Origin of the sequence: Paenibacillus sp. 23TSA30-6 (assembly GCF_014858585.1) — a bacterium.
Classification (GTDB): domain Bacteria; phylum Bacillota; class Bacilli; order Paenibacillales; family Paenibacillaceae; genus Paenibacillus.
The window spans coordinates 132782-150316 of sequence record NZ_SLTL01000009.1 but is presented as its reverse complement, the minus strand read 5'-3'; the positions used below and the strand labels follow the sequence as shown (position 1 = coordinate 150316).

Here is a 17535-nt window from a genome sequence, read left to right as displayed (position 1 = left end):
TTAAAAAGGAAGGTAGTTTACATGTTGAGTCGCTATATAGTTGGTGGAAGATTAGATCCACCTTTCTATCCTACCAAAACAAGGCCCTGCATTGCAAGCCGCAGGGTTGATATAGATGGTTTAAGAGCTTTAGAAGGTAAAAGGAAGGTAACAGACACCTTTAAGATATCTAATGATCTGGAGTTTTTCGCTATTTCAATAAAGGCGGATGTTATTACCCCTGCTGATTATTGGTCCTTAGTGGTTGATGAAAATGTAATTGTTAACCATGTATATTGCAAAGATTATAGTGAAGGTCTCTATTTTCAGGTAGCTCATCCTGTAATGGGCGGGCGGGAATTTCGTTTTGAATTTTACACGGAGAGTGCTGACCGCAAAAGAATAGAAGTATCCTATTATTTTTTGACAGACCCGAAGGTTACCCTTCGTCTAAACGGTATAACGAACCAAAGCTATGATCCTATTTCTCTACCTGACCGGGTTTAAGGAACAGCACCTAGGGAGGGAGGTTATAGAACATGATCGGTTATATGAATAAATGCCCCCATTGTGGGGCGGAATCTTCTTTTGTTCCTGAAGAGATGGAATGCGATCAATCCCTTGTTCTTTGGTGTAAGCACTGTGGGGATTATATCAATCAGACCATAACGATGGAATCCTTGAGGAAGTGGTGGGCGAGATACGACGCAGGCGAAGACGCATTTAAGCCACCTGTGAGCAAAGGCATACTGCTTATGTTTGAAAAGCTGGAACAAACGTTGGCAGCAGAACCTGACTGTAACCTGAATCGGGTTGAAATACATCTCAAGGATTTTACAGACTATCGCTATAAATAAACTCTGGAGGCAAGGCTATGAACCATACGAACAACAACAGGTATCAGCAAGATGGGGAAGATTCTGATTCAGTAGAATTTATACAAATTATTAGCAAAATTCAGAGAGTTGTCAAAGAGAATAAGGAGCTTAAAAGGAAAAATCATCATCTGATTTCCCAAAATAGACAACTTGCGGCCCGTAATCAATTGCTCGAATTGCAAATGAATGAATATACGTCTTTGGTTCAGGAAATGGAGCAGCAGTTCCTTACCCAGCACGAGTATGTGTTGGATTCGATGCAAACTAACCAAACGCGTTCAAAGAATTTTTTATTCTTGGATGATTCCGGCCATACGTATCTCATTAACTATTCAGATAAATAAATTCTAAAAAGGTAGACCGACTACTGGAGTGTGAGCGTGATCAATGTAGAAGGAAATTCATTATGCTGGTATTTCCAGAAAATACGGGGTGAACGGATTGCTCAGTGATACGTATGTACAATTAAGAAAGCCTGCTGTGAAGGATATGCATAATATAAAGCTGATCTGTGCGTGTAAAGAGGACAAAGACCTTCTTGGGGAATTTCTTCAAGAGAATCGGAAATTTATGTTTTCGATTATTATGCGATATAAGGGAAGTATAGAAGAGCTAAAAATGAAATTCAAGGTTACTGAAGATGACTTATACCAACAAGCATGTATAGGATTACTAATGGCACTCAAGGATTTCGATATTCATCGAGGAATTAAATTTACTACGTATGTAGTAAGGCCAATTTTATGGGAGGTTAATCAGTTATTATATAGCAACTCTCAAGAGGTAAGACTTAGTCGGGGAGCTATTGATATGATCCGAAGAATGGTAGAAATAGAAGATACACTGGGCTACAGGCCGAGTGAGCAAAGAATGGCAAAGTTGCTTCAAGTTCCTATAGAACGTTACAGGGAAGTTGCCCAATTCAGTGATGCAATGGAACATTTTGATTCAATAGATAACTTCGAAGCTATAGACAACTCACAAAATAACATGGATGAACATGTGATTAATAAGGTTTATGTTCAACAACTGTTATGTAGTTCTCTGTTTACAGAACATGAAAAAACCGTGATGCACTTAATTATGAAGGGAGCTAATAACTCCCAGATATCTGAAATACTCCACGTATACCCCATGACAATCACCAGGACGTTAGCACGCATCAGGAAAAAAATAGACAAACACAAACAGGATACTGAGAATATCCAAATTGAAGCTCAATCAAAATACAGAGAAGAAATTAACTTAATTGTAGAGATGAGTAAAGAACATAAACAAGTCTTGAATGTTACAGACATTACAGATGTACTTAAAATATCCGGCTATGATATTTCAAAGTATTCAAAACGTGTTCTTTACTATATCCGCAAAAAAGCAAAATTAGCTATATAAAGTATAGCAAAGTTAATCGCAAATCACAACTGCTCTCGATCGATATTAGAATCAAGAGGGTAAAAAAAGCCCATGCAGTTTTCAGCATGAGCTTTAAAGCGAAAAAAAATATCGAACTTATCCCAGTACCGTTAGCTCTTTCGGAAAAGAGGTCAGTACTTCTACGCCGTCAGAGGTGACCAGAACGTCATCTTCAATCCGCACACCGCCGAGGCCTGGCACGTATATGCCGGGCTCTATGGTGAACACGAAGCCCTCATGAAGCAGGTCTTCATTACCGCCATGCACAGACGGATATTCGTGAACGCTCATGCCAAGGCCGTGTCCAACCCGATGGTTAAAGGCAGGGCCATACCCGGCAGCTTCTACAACTGCACGTGCTGCCTGGTCTACGGACGCGCAGGATGCACCCGGACGAATGGCGGCAATACCAGCCTCGTTCGAACGGAGTACCGTCTGGTAAATCGTCTCCAGTTCAGCTGACAGCTTGCCAAAAGCAAAAGTGCGCGTAATGTCTGAGGCGTAACCATCTGAATATACGCCCATATCAAACATGAGCAGATCGCCGTGTTGCAGCTTGCGGGTACCCGGAACACCATGAGGCAGCGCTGTTTTGGGTCCAGATAGCACCGTAGTGTCAAAGGACGGGCCATCTGCGCCGATTTTCTTCATCTGGTATTCGATTTCGGCTACCAGCTCGACTTCTGTTACGCCTTCACGCACATGGGTCAAGCCGTGGCGAAGTGCGTCCTCCACCAACTGTGCGGCATGCTTCAGACGCCGTACTTCCTCAGGTGTTTTTCTTACGCGCATAGCCTGAAGCACGGGACCGAGATCCACATATTGAGCCGCACCAATGGCAGTATGTAGCTGTTCGTAGCGGAGTACGGAGACATGTTCTTTTTCCAAGGCGAACACCTTCACTCCAGTGCCTGTGCGCTGGCGCAGCAGATCATATGGATTATCTGTATCTGTGTGGGTAGAGATGCGAGTCACGGAAGAAGCAGCGTGGGCCGCCTCCGCATCCAGTGCAGGCACGATCAGTTCAGGCTCCTCGTCCCGTAGCAGCACCAGGCCGAGGAATCGCTCATGCGGCTCACTGGCAAAGCCAGTCAGGTAGTAGATATGCTTGGGATCGGTGACGAGCAATCCGTCCCATGACTGTGACTTCAATTCATCATATAGCCGGGTTATTTTATCATTCATGCAGATTCATCCCTTTCTATTCATGAATTCATTATAACGCTTATTACATATTTGTTTATAGATCTGACTACTTTAGTCTCGTTCCTGACTTAATGTCTGTAGACGTGCCTGTACATTCTGATCATAAAAACCCCCATGGTAGCACAGCACCTTCTCGACATCCAATACGGTCAGTTTATCGAGGCTTTCCAAGGCCAGTGGCATATCCGGTGTAGCCGACTCAGCAGGGCCGACCAGTTCGCCTTCAACTACACGGAGCTCGTCCGCCGCCAAAAGCAGCTTTTGTGCGGGCACATACAAGCTGATATGTCCCGGTGTGTGACCAGGTGTATGAATAATCTGTATTCCTCCACCATAAGGAAGATGCTCACCGTCTTCGAGGACATGGGCAAAGCGCAAGTCCGGCAAGCGGCGGATCATATCCTCTGCTTGCTGTTTGAGTGTATTATCCAACTGATTGATTCGTTCCGGTGTCAGCTTCACAAACGGCCGATCCCCTGTCATATAAGGAATATCATCCTTATGAGCCAATAGAGCGGTATTCGGTAGCAAGTCCAGTAGTGCATGAACATTACCGATATGATCAATGTCCTGATGCGTTAAAATAATTCGCTTCAGGTGGCTGATATCCTCTCCCACATCTGCAATAGCCTTGCGCAACGCTTCCAACTGGCCTAGCATCCCCGTGTCAATGAGCGTAAGCCCGTCCTCATCCTTGAGCAGCACAGGATAAATCGTTGTTTTTCCAAAGAAAGATTCCATAGGTATTTCCAAAATCAAAATTTGAGTTCCAATATTCATATAAGCTGCTTCAGAATCCCGTGAACTCCGAAGCACACCTCCTCGTCTCATGTTGTTTAATGGGGTGGCCAAGCTTTGAAGCTTTTGATTTTCTTCAAGCTCTATTATAGAACCCTTTGCATCCGAACCGCAAAAAACAACTCGATATGGCTGTTTGGGAGCTTGTCTTGTACAATGAAATAAATCAACTGAACAGGAGGCGGATACGAACGATGAATAGGGACCAATCTTTTTCCATTGAATTTGCGCGCAGGGAGAATCTTCCGGATATTGTGGGCATTTATAATTCCACCATTGCAGGACGAATAGTAACGGCAGATCTGGAGCCCGTGACAGTGGAGAGCCGTATCCCATGGTTTGAGGCTCATCAAGAAGACCATCGACCTTTGTGGGTTCTGAGACATAAAGAGGCGATTGCAGGGTGGGCCAGTCTCCAGTCTTTTTACGGACGTCCAGCTTATAACGGTACGGCGGAAATCAGTATTTATGTCCATGAAGATTCTCGTGGAACTGGAGCAGGAAGTCGTCTGGTGCAGCACGTACTGAATGAATGCCCTAGGCTTGGAATTACGACGCTGTTGGGGTTTGTATTTGGTCACAATGAGCCGAGTATCGCCTTGCTGCGCAAGTTCGGTTTTGAGCAATGGGGTTATTATCCGCGTGTTGCGGTGTTGGACAGCATAGAGCGGGATTTGGCTATTCTGGGTAAACGAGTGGATGTTGAGGATAAATAGACGAACAAACATCGTTTATAAAGTGGAACATGAAAAAAAAGCTGCATCCAAAATCTTCTGTGCACTACAATCGTGCGTGTTTTTGGAAGCAGCCTTTAATGTTGTGAAAAAATGATGTTGCTTATCCCCATCGTTTAACACTGCGGTTTCAAACGTATGTTGTGAAAAATCTGATTGAGCACCTCGGACAGCACCAAGCCGACAGCAATGGCACCTGCGATCATGAGTGTGCTCATAGCCAGCTCCAGCGCCTGAGGATAATTATGCTGTACAAACTGTCGCATCGCATTGTAGGCCATTCCTCCCGGAACCAGCGGAATCATGCCTGCCACGCTGAAAATAATAACGGGCATTTTGTACAGTCTGGCCAAGCTCTGGCTGATGATCCCGATCAGAACCGTTGCCAAGAGGCTGGCACTCACGGGTCCCATGCTGTCTGTCGTCCAATAATAGACGAGCCAGCCCAGCATCCCGACGAAGCCGCATTGCAGCAGTGAACGTCGGGGAGCGTGAAAAAGAATGCCGAAAGCAGCGGTAGCAATAAAGCTTGTTAATAATTGTGCAACCATAAACTTGGATCTCCTCCAAATCACATATACGAAATGATAACTGCAACGCCGGCTCCAATACCAAATGACGTCAAGCAAGCGTCAGCCCCCTTGGATATGCCCGAAACGAGGTGTCCGGCCATTAAATCCCGAATGGCATTTGTAATTAATAAGCCTGGCACCAATGGCATAACGGAGCCAATAATGATTTTGTCCATCATCTGGCCCCAGCCTGCAACTGTCAGTAAAGCCGCCAGCAAGCCAATTAGAAAAGATGCCGAAAATTCTGAGAAAAACTTAACCTTAACGAGCCTGTGAAAATATTGCACGGCTGCGAAGCCAGCCCCGCCGCAGAGAACGGCTGCGGGGAAATCCCGCCATACCCCGCCAAACATAATCATAAAGCAGCCACTCGCCAATGCCGCGGCTGCCAGTTGTACGCCGTTGGAATAGCGGTGCGGACCACGTTCAATCTTGGTCAGCTCCGTAACCGCTGCGCGGGGTGACAAGCCACCCAGACTTATTTTACGTGAAATCGCGTTAACCTCTACAACCTTATGCAGATCCGTGGTCCGCTCCACAATCCGGATCAGCTTGGCAGGCTCCGCGTCGTTAATGGCAAAAAAAATCCCGGTCGGTGTCACATAGCTATGGGACTGGGGTATGCCGTAGGCCGAGGCAATGCGGGACATCGTGTCTTCGACGCGATAGGTTTCGGCTCCATTTTGCATCATGAGCTTGCCAGCCAGCAGACAAACCTCGATGATCTCAGGAGTAGGATGGGAATGATTATTCATGCTCGCTCTCTCTCATTCGTACCGGGCCGTTAGGCCGTATTATTTGTATATATTGTAGCACAACAAGCCGCCTTTTCAGAGGCGGTTGTGTGGGGAAATAAGGAGTAATCCGTCAAGATTCTATCGTATCGGGAATAACTGTATAGTAGGACTCTTCCAAATGTGTTGCCGCCTCAGACAAGCCCATGGATCTAAGCTGTCCTGCTACAAAAACACGAAGGGCAGAATGGGTGAACAGATGGCGTGTTTGAGCATCCCGGATAAAGGCCAATCTCGCTTCACGCGAACCGTTGCGGAACAAATCACGAACCGTTTCACCTTGTTTATCCCAATGAAAGGGCTCTGCCACGCTTAAAAGAGCACTCTTAATAGACGAACGCTGTTTTGCGGAAGAAGGAAAGGTCGGAATGCCCAAGCCGTTCAGTGTAGGGGCAGCTTCGTTTTGCTTGCGCTCGATTCGCAAATTGTCGATGTAGGCAGCCATATCCTGAATCGGTTGGACACCGAAGCGTTCCCGAAAGCACTCCCGCACTAACGCAGTGCGCTCATCGACGGCCTGAGGAGGCCGATGTCCTGCATGTCCTGTATAATCCTGTCCACTGGCGTAGTATCGCTTTAATGAACTGTTCTCTGTATAAACAACACTTAAAAAATCCTGCAAGTGGCGGGCAACCACCCATACACCCGTCCAGTCAACAGGGGATATGCACACAATGGGGGCCTGCGAAAGATCCTTTTCAAGTCCAAAATCTGTTAAAAATCCGTAATGTATTCCGTCCACGCCCGCGTGGGCAAAGGGAATCACATCCGGCGGTGTAGCCATATATCGTGGCGCGCGGCCATGCTCCATAATCAATCCCAAATCAAAACTCAGAGAATGCCGGTTCGCTTCAAGCTCCTGTTCAAATTCTATAAGTGCCTCAATCAAAGGTGTAGCTGATCCGTAGGCAGGGTTAGAACCGGAATTCATCGTGTATGCCTCCTTATCCAAGTACATCCGTAAAGCGTTCATCCCTAAAAGGTACGTGATTTTACACGAAATGTAAACCTGTATGCTGAATCTTTTCAAAAATGTGACCTTTTACCTGTGTGCTATGAAACAAGCCGCTTTCGGGCAAAACAGGACGAGATACCTATTTTAGATAAGTACAGAAGTAAAGTGAGTTTGCGAAAAGGATGGTCTTTTCATTTTATGACTGTCACGGTGAAGTGTGAATGCGGGAGTGGTTATAACAACAGATACAAATAGCAGATCAACTATAGATACGAGCTATGGATGGCGAAGGGGTAAGATGTAATGTGCAACGCATCGTGTCAGCGGGTATAATATCAGGACAAGGTGAAGATGGACGACATCCAATGATTTTTACAGAAAGAAGTGGGTATATGAACTTGCACAAGAAGGCCGTTTTTTTTGATGTAGATGATACAATGTACGATCATTTGCACCCTACTCGCGATGCATTGCGTACAGTATTAGGATTGAGTGAACGTTTTCCTTATGAAGAGGCTTATCATCGTATTCGTTATTACAGTGATGTATTGTCGGCAAAAGGAGGACTATTGGAGGGGAAGGCTGGGCCGGATGAGCTGGAGGATATGAGGGAAGGCCGTTTTGTCCTGGCTTTACAGGAATTTGGGGTGAATATTACCCGTGAGCAGGCAGTGGATATCCAAAAAGAGTACCTGGATCGTCAGTACCGGATTGAGCCTTTCGAGGGAGCTACATCGTTAATGGATGAATTGAGCTCGGCAGGATATCTGGTCGGCTTGATTACGAATGGCCTCGAAGATCACCAGATGAGCAAAATCAGGGCCATGGCTCTGGAAAATCATATTGCAGCAGAGCATATTTTTGTATCCGGAACGGTTGGCTATGCCAAGCCTGATCCACGTATTTTCGAAGTGGTGAACGAACGGACAGGGACTCTGGCAGAGCATTGCTGCTATATCGGGGATTCCTGGCGCAATGACGTGGCGGGAGCTGTAGGGGCCAACTGGCGGGTCATTTGGTTCAATCACAGGAAGGCTGCCCCGGAGTCTGAGGTAGCGGGAGCCTATGAAACAGTGGCAAGCTATTCAGAGTTGAAAAAATTACTGCTGCCAGACGCATCAAGCACGGCACATACCATATCTGCCCAGGTGGGTCATACACCATCCTGAATCCATTCCTGAAGAAGGCTCGTAATACAACTTATCCGACATATGTCTAACTTCATTCAAATGGTTCAGAACAGAGAAGGAAGGGATCGCACATGGTTGAACAATGGAGGCAGGCAGACGAAATCATAAGTCAAGTGACTGTTTACAGTACCGAGGATAATGATCCGGTTACGATTAAAACAGTCTCCCAAGACGTCCGTTGTATTGGCATCGGGACGGATGCGGCCGTATTTACGCTCGATACGTTGCCCGGCTACGCGTTCAAGGTATACTCAGACATGGCGATCGAGAAGAAGGATGCGGAGGCCGACGTATACGAGCGTTTGCGGGGATCCGATTTTTTTCCTCATTATTACGGGAAAGGCGATAAGTATATCGTCATTAGCTATGAATCAGGTATTACGCTGCTGGATTGTCTGCTGCAAGGCATTCCGGTGCCGGAGCAAGTGATCCAGGACGTGGAAGAGGCGAGGGAGTTTGTCCGTTCCAAGGGGCTGAATCCCCGTGATATTCACCTCAAGAACGTACTGATGCAAGATGGACGCGCCAAGGTATTGGACGTATCCGAGTACGTGAAGGAGGGCGATGACAAGCGCTGGGAGCATCTGGTGTGGGCGTATCATACGTTTTACTCAAGTATCTCGGAGGTTAAAGTTCCGTCATGGATTCTGGAGACGATTAAAAAATGGTACTACAAGCTGGACAACTCCAGCTTTAATCTGGAGGAGTTCGCCCAACGCGCCAGCCAGTTATTTTCCAAATGGAAGTCATAGCCGCAGAAAATCTTCATCTTCTTATAAAAAAGGATTGCACCCGTATTAGGGGAGCAATCCTTTTTGGCACGTTACCAGACATGTCTTACGGAATAAGCAGATTCTCTTTTACCTGAAATCGCGAGGTACTCTTCTGGCGGTTCCGCTCTCAATCGCAGCCCGAATAACTTTTTCACGCACCCGCTGAACGGCATTCTCGTTAAATACGCCGGGGATAATATACAGCTTATTTAATTCTTCGGGACGGATGGTGCTCGCAATGGCTTCTGCTGCCGCCAGCTTCATCTCTTCGTTAATTTCACGGGCGCGACAGTCGAGTGCCGCGCGGAATATGCCGGGAAAGCAAAGCACGTTGTTGATCTGGTTAGGATAGTCTGAACGTCCGGTGGCAATGACGCCTGCAATGTCTTCGATATCCTCGGGGGCAATTTCGGGAACCGGGTTAGCCATGGTGAACACCACCGGAGCCTCGTTCATGTGTTTTACGTCTTCCCGTTGAAGCAGCCCGCCAGCCGATAGACCGATAAACACGTCAGCGCCTTTCAGAACCTCGGACAGCGTGCCTGACAGCCGCTCGGGATTGGTATGCTGTGCATACCAGTTCCACACCGGATGATCGTACGTTTCATCGGCTGTGATGGCCCCGTGGCGATCTACACCAATGATGTTAACTGCACCCGCAGACAGCAAAATTTTAGTGCAGGCTACACCCGCAGCTCCGATACCGCAGACGACGATTTTGACATCAGACAGCGCTTTGCCGACGACCTTGAGTGCATTGATCAGCCCTGCGTACAAGACAACAGCGGTGCCATGCTGATCATCATGAAAAACAGGAATATCCAGCTCCTGACGCAGCCGTTGCTCAATCTCAAAGCAGCGAGGTGATGAAATATCCTCCAGATTAATACCGCCGAAAGCTGGAGCGATTTGCTTGATCGCCTTGATAATTTCCTCGGTGTCCTGCGTGTCCAGACAAATCGGAAAAGCATCAACGGACCCGAGCTGCTTGAACAGCATGGCTTTACCTTCCATGACTGGCATAGCTGCATAGGGGCCGATATTGCCCAAGCCCAGGACAGCGCTCCCGTCCGAGACGACAGCAACGGTGTTCCGTTTGATTGTCAAACGGAAGGCTTTGTCCGGCTCTTCATGAATCGCCATGCACACGCGTGCTACATCTGGAGTGTACACCCGGGACAAGTCGTCGCGATTCTGTATCGGAACCTTGGGCTGCATTTCAATTTTACCCCCGAGATGCAGCAGAAAGGTCCGGTCAGAAATGGACAGCACCTTCACGCCTTGAGCTTTTTTAATCCGGGCAATCATTCGGTCGATTTCGGCCGGGTCGGCAATGGTCACTGTAATATCCCGCACGGTGACCTTTTCAGAGGTGCGAATGACGTCAATCGCAATAACATCCCCACCATGTTCGTTGACCAGCGTAATCAATTGACCAAATTGGATGTGCTCGGTGGAAATTTCCAGTCGTAAAATGATGTTTTTACCGCCAATACCGCCTTGCATGCAAATTCCTCCTTTGTGTTCCATAAGAAAATAAGTGGGATCAATTGATTGCGCTTACAATCGAAAGCGTGCCTAAGAGGTGCAATTTAATATTTCAACTAGTGGATTCTTTCCCTATCATAGTGAACAATCTCTCACTTGTACAGATAAAGCTGAATCAATCTCCCATTTTGCATCAAAAAAAGGACAAAAGCCCGGCTCCATGTCAGCTCCAAAGCTATGGTCCTTTTCTTATAGATAACCTGTAGTCCATTCTACTGCCTTCATCCCGCTATGTCATATTTTTGCCGTAATAGATTTCGTCCATTTCTATCTTAAGCCGGGCGGTTATGTTTTGCTGCTCGTTCTCGCCCAGACTTTCCTTCGTATAGCCGAATAGATAATTGTCCAGATCGAATTGTTTCAGCTTGCATTTGGTGTGGAAAATGTTTTCCTGATATACGTTCACGTCTATCATGTCATACTGGCTGCGCACTTCGTCAGGAATATAATTTTGAATGGAGGCGATGTCATGGTCAATAAACAGCTTGTGCCCATTCGTATCACGAGTAAAGCCGCGTACCCGATAATCAATCGTCATAATATCCGTGTCAAAGGAATGGATCAAATAACGGAGTGCCTTGAGTGGAGAGATTTCTCCACAGGTAGAGACGTCAATATCGGCTCGGAACGTACTGATTCCCTCGTCGGGATGATATTCCGGGTAGGTGTGGACAGTGATATGGCTTTTATCCAACTGCATAACGACAGAATCGGGCAGAGGACCGGGTGATTCATCGTAAGACTCTGTAGGCACCTCCACGATAGGACCTTCCGATATAAGCATGGTCACACTGGCTCCTTGAGGAACATAGTCCTGCTGGGCTACGTTGAGCACATGAGCTTCAATGATGTCGGACACATTTTTTAAAATGGCAGTCAGGCGATCCGCGTTGTATTGTTCGTCAATATATTCGATATAGGCCTCGCGTTCTTCCCTTGTTTTGGTATAACAAATATCGTACATGTTGAAACTTAACGATTTGGTCAGATTGTTAAACCCGTGCAGGGTAATTCGCTGTTCCGGTGTCATGGTCATGGGCTATTTCCCCTTATAGTCGCAGTATTCATACATAATGTTCCCATCACGTCTTTTCATATACAATGAATCAACGTTCATGTACACTCAAGTTCTGCTCATATAGACGAATTTCTACGATTTCAGCCCGTGGGCAACCGTGAGTGGCCTCCACAACCAGACGAAGCTGATCTGTAGCAACGGGGTTCCTGATTTCATGAATCCTTTTTCGCTTTCGATTATTTCGTTCCGTGTGGAGGGTTACCCAGCTTCCATCTATAAATGCCTCGATTCGATAATGACGTATCAATTCGGGCATGACTTCAAAAGGGGTCCGATGATGGTGAAGATTGATCAAATCCTCGTTAACATCATCATTAAAGGTACAATGAATCTCCCGAACAATCGTTTTTTGCGGCAGCCGCAGCTCAATCCATGCTTCCTGTCCGGCAAGCAACGGATCGGATACCCACATGTTTGGTCCACCATATGGTCGTACATGCCCGTTTATAATATTAGCGGGAGCGTAACTATTCGTTTCCTCTATAATGCGAAAGCAAAAGCATTTGCGCACCATAGACGTGGCACCGGATCGCATGGTCCATTCCAGCACCGCGCTGGCTCGCACATATCCGTGCAGTCCCGAGCTGGAGCAGACAGCCTGATCCTGTATAAAAGAAAGCACGCCGCTGAGCGGTTGATGGGACATGTATAGCGATACATGTTCATTCGCTCTCACGATCAAGAAGGCATTCGCTGCCTGGTCAGGTGCCCAAGGCAGACGGGCCTCAACCCACTGCCGATCACCTGCGGAAACCGCAGTTTCACAGGAGGCTTGGAGCGAAGCAGGTACATAGTTTTGCGGTTTGCCCGTGTCCCACAGTTCAAACCGGATGAGCGTATCCTGCTTCACATCCACCAGCAGGGACACAGTTTCCACCCTGCTGTGAACAGGGAACAGCAGCCCTGCGGCTTGTCGTAACGGCACGCGTTCATCGGGCGAGTCCACACGCAATGCTTTAAGGCTGCTGGACCCTGTTACCGTAGCGCTTCGGGCAATATCCCGCGTGTCCTGATTCGTCACGCCGAGCAGGGAAGCATCCTGCCGCAGCAATGTCTGTTGCAGCAGCGACAAATGCTGCTCGCAAAGCTCGCGGGGAGTCATTTCGCGTGCTACGCATAGCGCAGCGCCTGTTCCGGCCGCTTCGCCTATCACCGCGCAGGTTGCCATAACGCGCAGCGTACCGAAGGCGACATGCGTGGCGCTAATATTTCTGCCTGCAAATAATAAATTACTCAGATTCGCGGAATACAGGGAGCGAAACGGGATGTGGTACACGCCGTCAGGCTGCAAATGGTTTGCCCCGCTTCCCGGATCATACATGCCCTGCGGGGGATGCAAATCGATGGACCAGCCACCAAAGCCAACCCGGTCCGGGAACAGGGTCTGCTCCTCGATATCGCGCTGATGAACCGTGTAATCACCGATAAACCGTCGATATTCCCTTTTGCCCGGAATCGTCCCGACCCATTCCAGTGTCATTGTATCTGCATCGAACTCCCCTGAATTTTTAATATAATCCCAGATCCCGTAGATAACCGACCACAGCTCGTCACGTATCCGTTCATTATCATGTACCGTGTCCAGTTCACCGCCCCATTCAATCCACCAGTAGTGGCAGCCGGAATCTCCGCTGCGAAGGATTCGGCTTTTGGGAATCGGTGTTTGGCGGATGTCCTTGGCAAAGGAAGGAGGTACGTATTTGACGGAATGCCCGGTATCACGTGTATAAAATAAAATTGTACTGCCGAGCAACGTCGTATCTGCCGTTTCAGGGGCGAGTGATTCTCCGAATTCTTGCTGTGACTCGCGTCCCAGCCGATATTTGGCACCTGCCAGGAATCCGACCAGCCCGTCTCCCGTACAATCAAGGAACATGCTGCTCTCAAAGCGGATACGCCGTTCCGAGCCTGTCATCCATCCGGTCACTGCCCGAATCATACGCTGCTGTCCTTTTTCCTTAGACTCGCTTCCCTTAGATTCGTTGGTTGCGAATACAAGTCCCTCCGATTCTACATCATAAATATCCGTGTTGAGGAACAAGGTAATGTTCGGTTCAGCAAGAACAAGATCAAGGACAACCGCATCCCACAGATAAGGATTCCCGTCAGGGTTGTGATACTGATTCTCCGTGAATAGCTCGCCCATAATGCCGCTTTCGCGGGCGTATCGGTTTACCCCGTGCTTCGTGGCTCCGCATACCCATACCCGCACCTCGCTGCTGGAGTTTCCTCCCAGCACCGGACGATTTTGTACCAGCGCCACCATATGGCCCAGACGAGCCGCCGCAACAGCCGTACAGACACCGGCCAATCCCCCGCCTGCTACGGTAATATCGGCGCTAAAGGTTTCCTGTCTCATGCAGTCTCACGCTCCTTTATGATCGATTGAGATCATGTTACCCGAGTGAGCTTCGTTTTGACATGCACGGAAACATCATGCACATATACTTAATTTCATGTTCAGCTAATCTTTAGTAACAGGATTTATAATGTGACTAGGCGGATCATGAATAGCACGCTTTGTGGATATTTGGCTCATAGTCAGCAGGACATGGAAAATGAAGGTGGTGAACGCCCGTGTTTGGGGTACACATTCATCAGCATGTATATTGGAAGCGGAAAGAATTTTTTCAGTTGGCGTTTGATACTGACGCGTATTGGATTGCCTATGTAATTGAAGAAGGAAAGTTTGCTTATACTATCAAGGAACACCGTGGGGAGGCGAAAGCCGGGTCCTTGATTCTTTGTCCGCCCGAAGAGGTATTCCACCGTAAAATCCTAACGCCGCTGAGCTTCCACTTTTTTCGTTTTTCACTCCCTGAAGCCAGTAGCATTGGCGCATCAATCCATGCTGTTTTGGATAAAGAAGATGAGGATCGCTTTCTATCGAATTGCCGTTATTTATGTGCGAACGCGCTGGATGATAGCAGCCATGTCCGAACATGGAAAAATCATCTGCTGGAGGATTTGCTTTTTCTGTTTTGGAGCAGAGCCAGCAGAGGGGGCACGGAGGAACGTACGAATCGGGTGAATGACCCGTTGATCCAACGTGCGCTTCACTATTTTCAGGAGCATGCATGTGAGCCATTGTCCATCAAAGAAACGGCTGCTTGTTTGGGGTTAAGTTCGGTGCAATTCACGAGGCGCTTTCAAGCGGCGGTGGGCTTGACACCCATCCGGTATGTGACCTCACTGCGTCTGGAGAAGGCCCAGACTTTATTGCTGGAGACAGAATATACGCTGGATGATATTGCGGAAAAATGCGGATACCTGAACGGATTTTATTTTAGTCGGGTTTTTTCCGCCAGAAGACACATATCACCTTCACAATACCGTAAACTTAACCGAATATGATTATAGACTTGTAAGGATAGTGACTTTGGGCATTGCGTAATATGAAAAAAGAAACTTCAGCTAAAACCAAGCGTATAATAAAATAAACGTAAGAAGCTGAGAATTATGAAGTTAAAATGAATTTGATAGCAAAAAGGATTTCACAATACCATGCCATGTTACACTGAAAGTAAAACGGTGAAAGGAGTTTCAAGATGCTGGCTTTGTCCGATCCGGCCTGGGCTTTGCTCCAAGGCCCCTATGGTTCCTCTCAATACGTCCCGGAAATGTTGAAGCAGCTCCAAGCCGGATATGACGGCGAAATAGCTGACACCTTGTATTGGGAGGAACTATATCACCAAAATACGTTATATACATGTACCTTTGCGGCTGTACCGTACCTCGTAGATATTGCGTTAAGCAGTTCTGATATAAGTATTCGAGCAGATATTTATAACATTTGCGGAATATTCGAAGCGAAAAATGTTAATCCCTTACATTCAAAAGTTCCGTTGGAATTTGCAAGGGATCAGGTAGAACTGGATGCAGGTCTGGCTGAGTATATATATGAACAATACCAGCAAGCCATTGTCCGGCTTACCGAATTGACCGAGGAAATGGTGTTGTATGCCAAGGATCACGAAGGAAATGTCGGCAAACGATATGTTTTGGCTGCGGCTGCTGCCTTTCAGGGTTATCGTTGCGTAGCTTTTATGCTTCAAAGCTTTGATACTGGGGATGAATATACGCTGGATTGTCCGCATTGCGGAACCCCGCTCTATATTTGGCCTGTTGAACAGAGTGATGTTCTGGTGGCTTACGATAAAGATCCGGTAAATTCAAACAGTCTGGTTCCCTATTCGATCCAATCCGGCTCATTGGACCATAAAGGCTCGAATCTACAGTGGCTATACCAATATGCCCAAAAAATTGAGGAAAACAACCTTTTAGCGCATTTACCCTACTTAAACGGTTGGCTGAATTGTCCTGTTTGCAATGCACCCATTTCCATTTGGGACGAGCTGATGAAAACGGCCAATGGTGTCCGAAAGCATACCGCTTAATGAATAAAAAAGGGAGCTGTATCTACAGCCCCCTGATTCCCCGTAGATTTCTTCCACTCCAATTATTCCTGCCTGTTTTACGTAAGTCTACTCTCGAAACGGATTTAAAAAGGTTTTAGGAATGTCAGATTCAAACCGCAGCAATACTCCAGTGACGGGATGAATAAACGACAGTACCCGAGCATGTAGGCCGAGGCGGCCGATAGATTTGGCTTTAGAGCCGTATTTTTTATCTCCGACAATCGGATGGCCGATATCCTCCATATGAACGCGAATCTGATTCTTGCGTCCGGTTTCCAAACGTACTTCCAGCAAGGAAAAATGCCGATTGGCCTGTAGCAGCTTGTAATGAGTAACGGCGTGCTGTCCGTCATTCGGATATGGGCTGGAGTACATTTTCAGCGTCTTGCTTTCCTTTAGCCATGAGGTGATGGTGCCCGCAGCTTTTTTAACCTGTCCTTCTACGAGAGCGATGTACGTTCGTTCATACACAACTTCCTTCCACGCTTGTTGCATTTCCTGCTGTATGGCTTCGCTTTTTGCAAACATCATGACTCCAGATGTATCACGATCCAGACGATGCAGCACAAAAATACGATTGTATGGATGTTCACGTCGCACATGTGCCGTAAGCTGACGGTATGCCGTTACTTCCTGTTCCTGCGCAGAGGCGACGGACAGCAGCCCGGCATCCTTGTGAATGACAATAATGGCCTCATCCTCATGCAAAATACGCAGCCCGGTCAGCGGCACCACGGGAGTGATCTTTTCCTTGGAGAGGGCCACGGTCTGACCTTGCTCCAGCGGAAAATTGTACACGGTACGAGGAATGCCGTTCACGGACACCTGTCCACGGGCCAGCGCTGATTTAATGGAATTGCGGCCCATGCCAGACACATGCTCTACCAAAAAATTCAACAGCTCGGCAGGCTCCTGTACAATATATGTTTTTGCAATGTTTTTTTCCGGTTTACCGTGCTCTCGGGCAGCATTTTTATCAAAAACCCCCGTTTTGCCCCGTGCTTCGGGTCTATGTGAGCCGGATTTTCCGGCGGGTTTGTGGCTGTGCTTGGCGTTGCCTGTGTTTGGCGTGGATTTTGTATGATTTTTTCGATTGGGTTTACGATTGTTCATGGGTTCTTTCTCCTTCTTGGTACCGTGTCTCATCATAGTAATGGACAAACTTGCGGCACCGTGTCCACTATATCATGAGAAAACAG

18 protein-coding genes are annotated in these 17535 nt (G+C 47.4%); 9 read left to right on the top strand and 9 right to left on the bottom strand.

Going from position 1 to position 17535, the window contains the following annotated elements:
- Positions 1 to 21 precede the first annotated feature (21 nt).
- From E0698_RS10835 to E0698_RS10820, 4 genes are all read left to right on the top strand, one after another.
- Positions 22 to 486 carry a hypothetical protein gene (locus tag E0698_RS10835; protein WP_192511539.1) on the top strand — a complete coding sequence of 155 codons (465 nt, stop codon included), beginning with the start codon at positions 22 to 24 and terminating at the stop codon, positions 484 to 486.
- Positions 487 to 518: 32 nt separating this feature from the next.
- A complete protein-coding gene (locus E0698_RS10830) occupies positions 519 to 836 on the top strand; it encodes a hypothetical protein (protein WP_134910635.1) in 318 nt (105 codons plus the stop codon).
- Positions 837 to 853: 17 nt separating this feature from the next.
- Positions 854 to 1201: a hypothetical protein gene (locus E0698_RS10825; RefSeq protein ID WP_192511538.1), complete on the top strand. Its 348-nt coding sequence runs from the start codon at positions 854 to 856 to the stop codon at positions 1199 to 1201.
- A gap of 88 nt (positions 1202 to 1289) precedes the next feature.
- Complete coding sequence (locus tag E0698_RS10820; protein ID WP_337916201.1) at positions 1290 to 2249, top strand: sigma-70 family RNA polymerase sigma factor; 960 nt, start codon at positions 1290 to 1292, stop codon at positions 2247 to 2249.
- 117 nt (positions 2250 to 2366) lie between these two features.
- Here E0698_RS10820 and E0698_RS10815 read toward each other — a convergent pair whose 3' ends face one another.
- Both E0698_RS10815 and E0698_RS10810 read right to left on the bottom strand, forming a co-directional pair.
- On the bottom strand, positions 2367 to 3455 hold the full coding sequence (locus E0698_RS10815; RefSeq protein WP_192511537.1) for a M24 family metallopeptidase: 1089 nt from the start codon (positions 3453 to 3455) through the stop codon (positions 2367 to 2369).
- Positions 3456 to 3527: 72 nt separating this feature from the next.
- Positions 3528 to 4256: an MBL fold metallo-hydrolase gene (locus E0698_RS10810; RefSeq protein ID WP_192511536.1), complete on the bottom strand. Its 729-nt coding sequence runs from the start codon at positions 4254 to 4256 to the stop codon at positions 3528 to 3530.
- A gap of 212 nt (positions 4257 to 4468) precedes the next feature.
- On the opposite strand from E0698_RS10810, the gene E0698_RS10805 reads away from it, so the two are divergent.
- Positions 4469 to 4990, top strand: a complete 522-nt coding sequence (locus E0698_RS10805) for a GNAT family N-acetyltransferase (protein ID WP_192511535.1) — start codon at positions 4469 to 4471, stop codon at positions 4988 to 4990.
- A gap of 134 nt (positions 4991 to 5124) precedes the next feature.
- On the opposite strand, the gene E0698_RS10800 is transcribed toward E0698_RS10805, so the two are convergent.
- The 3 genes from E0698_RS10800 to E0698_RS10790 form a co-directional block, all read right to left on the bottom strand.
- Positions 5125 to 5559, bottom strand: coding sequence for a threonine/serine exporter family protein (locus tag E0698_RS10800; RefSeq protein WP_134910630.1), 435 nt, complete (start codon positions 5557 to 5559; stop codon positions 5125 to 5127).
- A gap of 20 nt (positions 5560 to 5579) precedes the next feature.
- Positions 5580 to 6335, bottom strand: a complete 756-nt coding sequence (locus tag E0698_RS10795) for a threonine/serine exporter family protein (protein ID WP_134910629.1) — start codon at positions 6333 to 6335, stop codon at positions 5580 to 5582.
- Between the two features lie 112 nt (positions 6336 to 6447).
- Positions 6448 to 7305 carry a hypothetical protein gene (locus E0698_RS10790; protein ID WP_192511534.1) on the bottom strand — a complete coding sequence of 286 codons (858 nt, stop codon included), beginning with the start codon at positions 7303 to 7305 and terminating at the stop codon, positions 6448 to 6450.
- 416 nt (positions 7306 to 7721) lie between these two features.
- Between E0698_RS10790 and E0698_RS10785 the strand changes: the two genes are divergently transcribed.
- Positions 7722 to 8498, top strand: a complete 777-nt coding sequence (locus E0698_RS10785) for an HAD family hydrolase (RefSeq protein ID WP_149094591.1) — start codon at positions 7722 to 7724, stop codon at positions 8496 to 8498.
- 92 nt (positions 8499 to 8590) lie between these two features.
- Entirely contained in the window at positions 8591 to 9271 is a 681-nt protein-coding gene (locus E0698_RS10780) for a serine/threonine protein kinase (RefSeq protein ID WP_134910626.1), read from the top strand.
- Positions 9272 to 9379: 108 nt separating this feature from the next.
- On the opposite strand, the gene E0698_RS10775 is transcribed toward E0698_RS10780, so the two are convergent.
- From E0698_RS10775 to E0698_RS10765, 3 genes are all read right to left on the bottom strand, one after another.
- Positions 9380 to 10798 carry an NAD-dependent malic enzyme gene (locus E0698_RS10775; RefSeq protein WP_134910625.1) on the bottom strand — a complete coding sequence of 473 codons (1419 nt, stop codon included), beginning with the start codon at positions 10796 to 10798 and terminating at the stop codon, positions 9380 to 9382.
- 271 nt (positions 10799 to 11069) lie between these two features.
- A complete protein-coding gene (gene speD, locus E0698_RS10770; protein ID WP_149094592.1) occupies positions 11070 to 11876 on the bottom strand; it encodes an adenosylmethionine decarboxylase in 807 nt (268 codons plus the stop codon).
- Between the two features lie 70 nt (positions 11877 to 11946).
- Positions 11947 to 14277, bottom strand: coding sequence for an FAD-dependent oxidoreductase (locus E0698_RS10765; protein WP_192511533.1), 2331 nt, complete (start codon positions 14275 to 14277; stop codon positions 11947 to 11949).
- 218 nt (positions 14278 to 14495) lie between these two features.
- On the opposite strand from E0698_RS10765, the gene E0698_RS27455 reads away from it, so the two are divergent.
- Positions 14496 to 15272, top strand: a complete 777-nt coding sequence (locus tag E0698_RS27455) for an AraC family transcriptional regulator (protein ID WP_149094594.1) — start codon at positions 14496 to 14498, stop codon at positions 15270 to 15272.
- Positions 15273 to 15466: 194 nt separating this feature from the next.
- Entirely contained in the window at positions 15467 to 16315 is an 849-nt protein-coding gene (locus tag E0698_RS10755) for a hypothetical protein (RefSeq protein ID WP_192511532.1), read from the top strand.
- 87 nt (positions 16316 to 16402) lie between these two features.
- Here the strand turns inward: E0698_RS10755 and E0698_RS10750 are convergent, their stop codons facing one another.
- A complete protein-coding gene (locus E0698_RS10750; protein WP_192511531.1) occupies positions 16403 to 17449 on the bottom strand; it encodes an RluA family pseudouridine synthase in 1047 nt (348 codons plus the stop codon).
- Positions 17450 to 17535 lie beyond the last annotated feature (86 nt).

Coding starts and splice junctions, on each gene's coding strand:
- E0698_RS10835 (WP_192511539.1), top strand. CDS start 22: ATGTTGAGTCGCTATATAGTTGGTGGAAGATTAGATCCACCTTTCTAT.
- E0698_RS10830 (WP_134910635.1), top strand. CDS start 519: ATGATCGGTTATATGAATAAATGCCCCCATTGTGGGGCGGAATCTTCT.
- E0698_RS10825 (WP_192511538.1), top strand. CDS start 854: ATGAACCATACGAACAACAACAGGTATCAGCAAGATGGGGAAGATTCT.
- E0698_RS10815 (WP_192511537.1), bottom strand. CDS start 3,455: ATGAATGATAAAATAACCCGGCTATATGATGAATTGAAGTCACAGTCA.
- E0698_RS10810 (WP_192511536.1), bottom strand. CDS start 4,256: ATGAATATTGGAACTCAAATTTTGATTTTGGAAATACCTATGGAATCT.
- E0698_RS10805 (WP_192511535.1), top strand. CDS start 4,469: ATGAATAGGGACCAATCTTTTTCCATTGAATTTGCGCGCAGGGAGAAT.
- E0698_RS10800 (WP_134910630.1), bottom strand. CDS start 5,559: ATGGTTGCACAATTATTAACAAGCTTTATTGCTACCGCTGCTTTCGGC.
- E0698_RS10795 (WP_134910629.1), bottom strand. CDS start 6,335: ATGAATAATCATTCCCATCCTACTCCTGAGATCATCGAGGTTTGTCTG.
- E0698_RS10790 (WP_192511534.1), bottom strand. CDS start 7,305: ATGAATTCCGGTTCTAACCCTGCCTACGGATCAGCTACACCTTTGATT.
- E0698_RS10785 (WP_149094591.1), top strand. CDS start 7,722: ATGAACTTGCACAAGAAGGCCGTTTTTTTTGATGTAGATGATACAATG.
- E0698_RS10780 (WP_134910626.1), top strand. CDS start 8,591: ATGGTTGAACAATGGAGGCAGGCAGACGAAATCATAAGTCAAGTGACT.
- E0698_RS10775 (WP_134910625.1), bottom strand. CDS start 10,798: ATGCAAGGCGGTATTGGCGGTAAAAACATCATTTTACGACTGGAAATT.
- speD (WP_149094592.1), bottom strand. CDS start 11,876: ATGACCATGACACCGGAACAGCGAATTACCCTGCACGGGTTTAACAAT.
- E0698_RS10765 (WP_192511533.1), bottom strand. CDS start 14,277: ATGAGACAGGAAACCTTTAGCGCCGATATTACCGTAGCAGGCGGGGGA.
- E0698_RS10755 (WP_192511532.1), top strand. CDS start 15,467: ATGCTGGCTTTGTCCGATCCGGCCTGGGCTTTGCTCCAAGGCCCCTAT.
- E0698_RS10750 (WP_192511531.1), bottom strand. CDS start 17,449: ATGAACAATCGTAAACCCAATCGAAAAAATCATACAAAATCCACGCCA.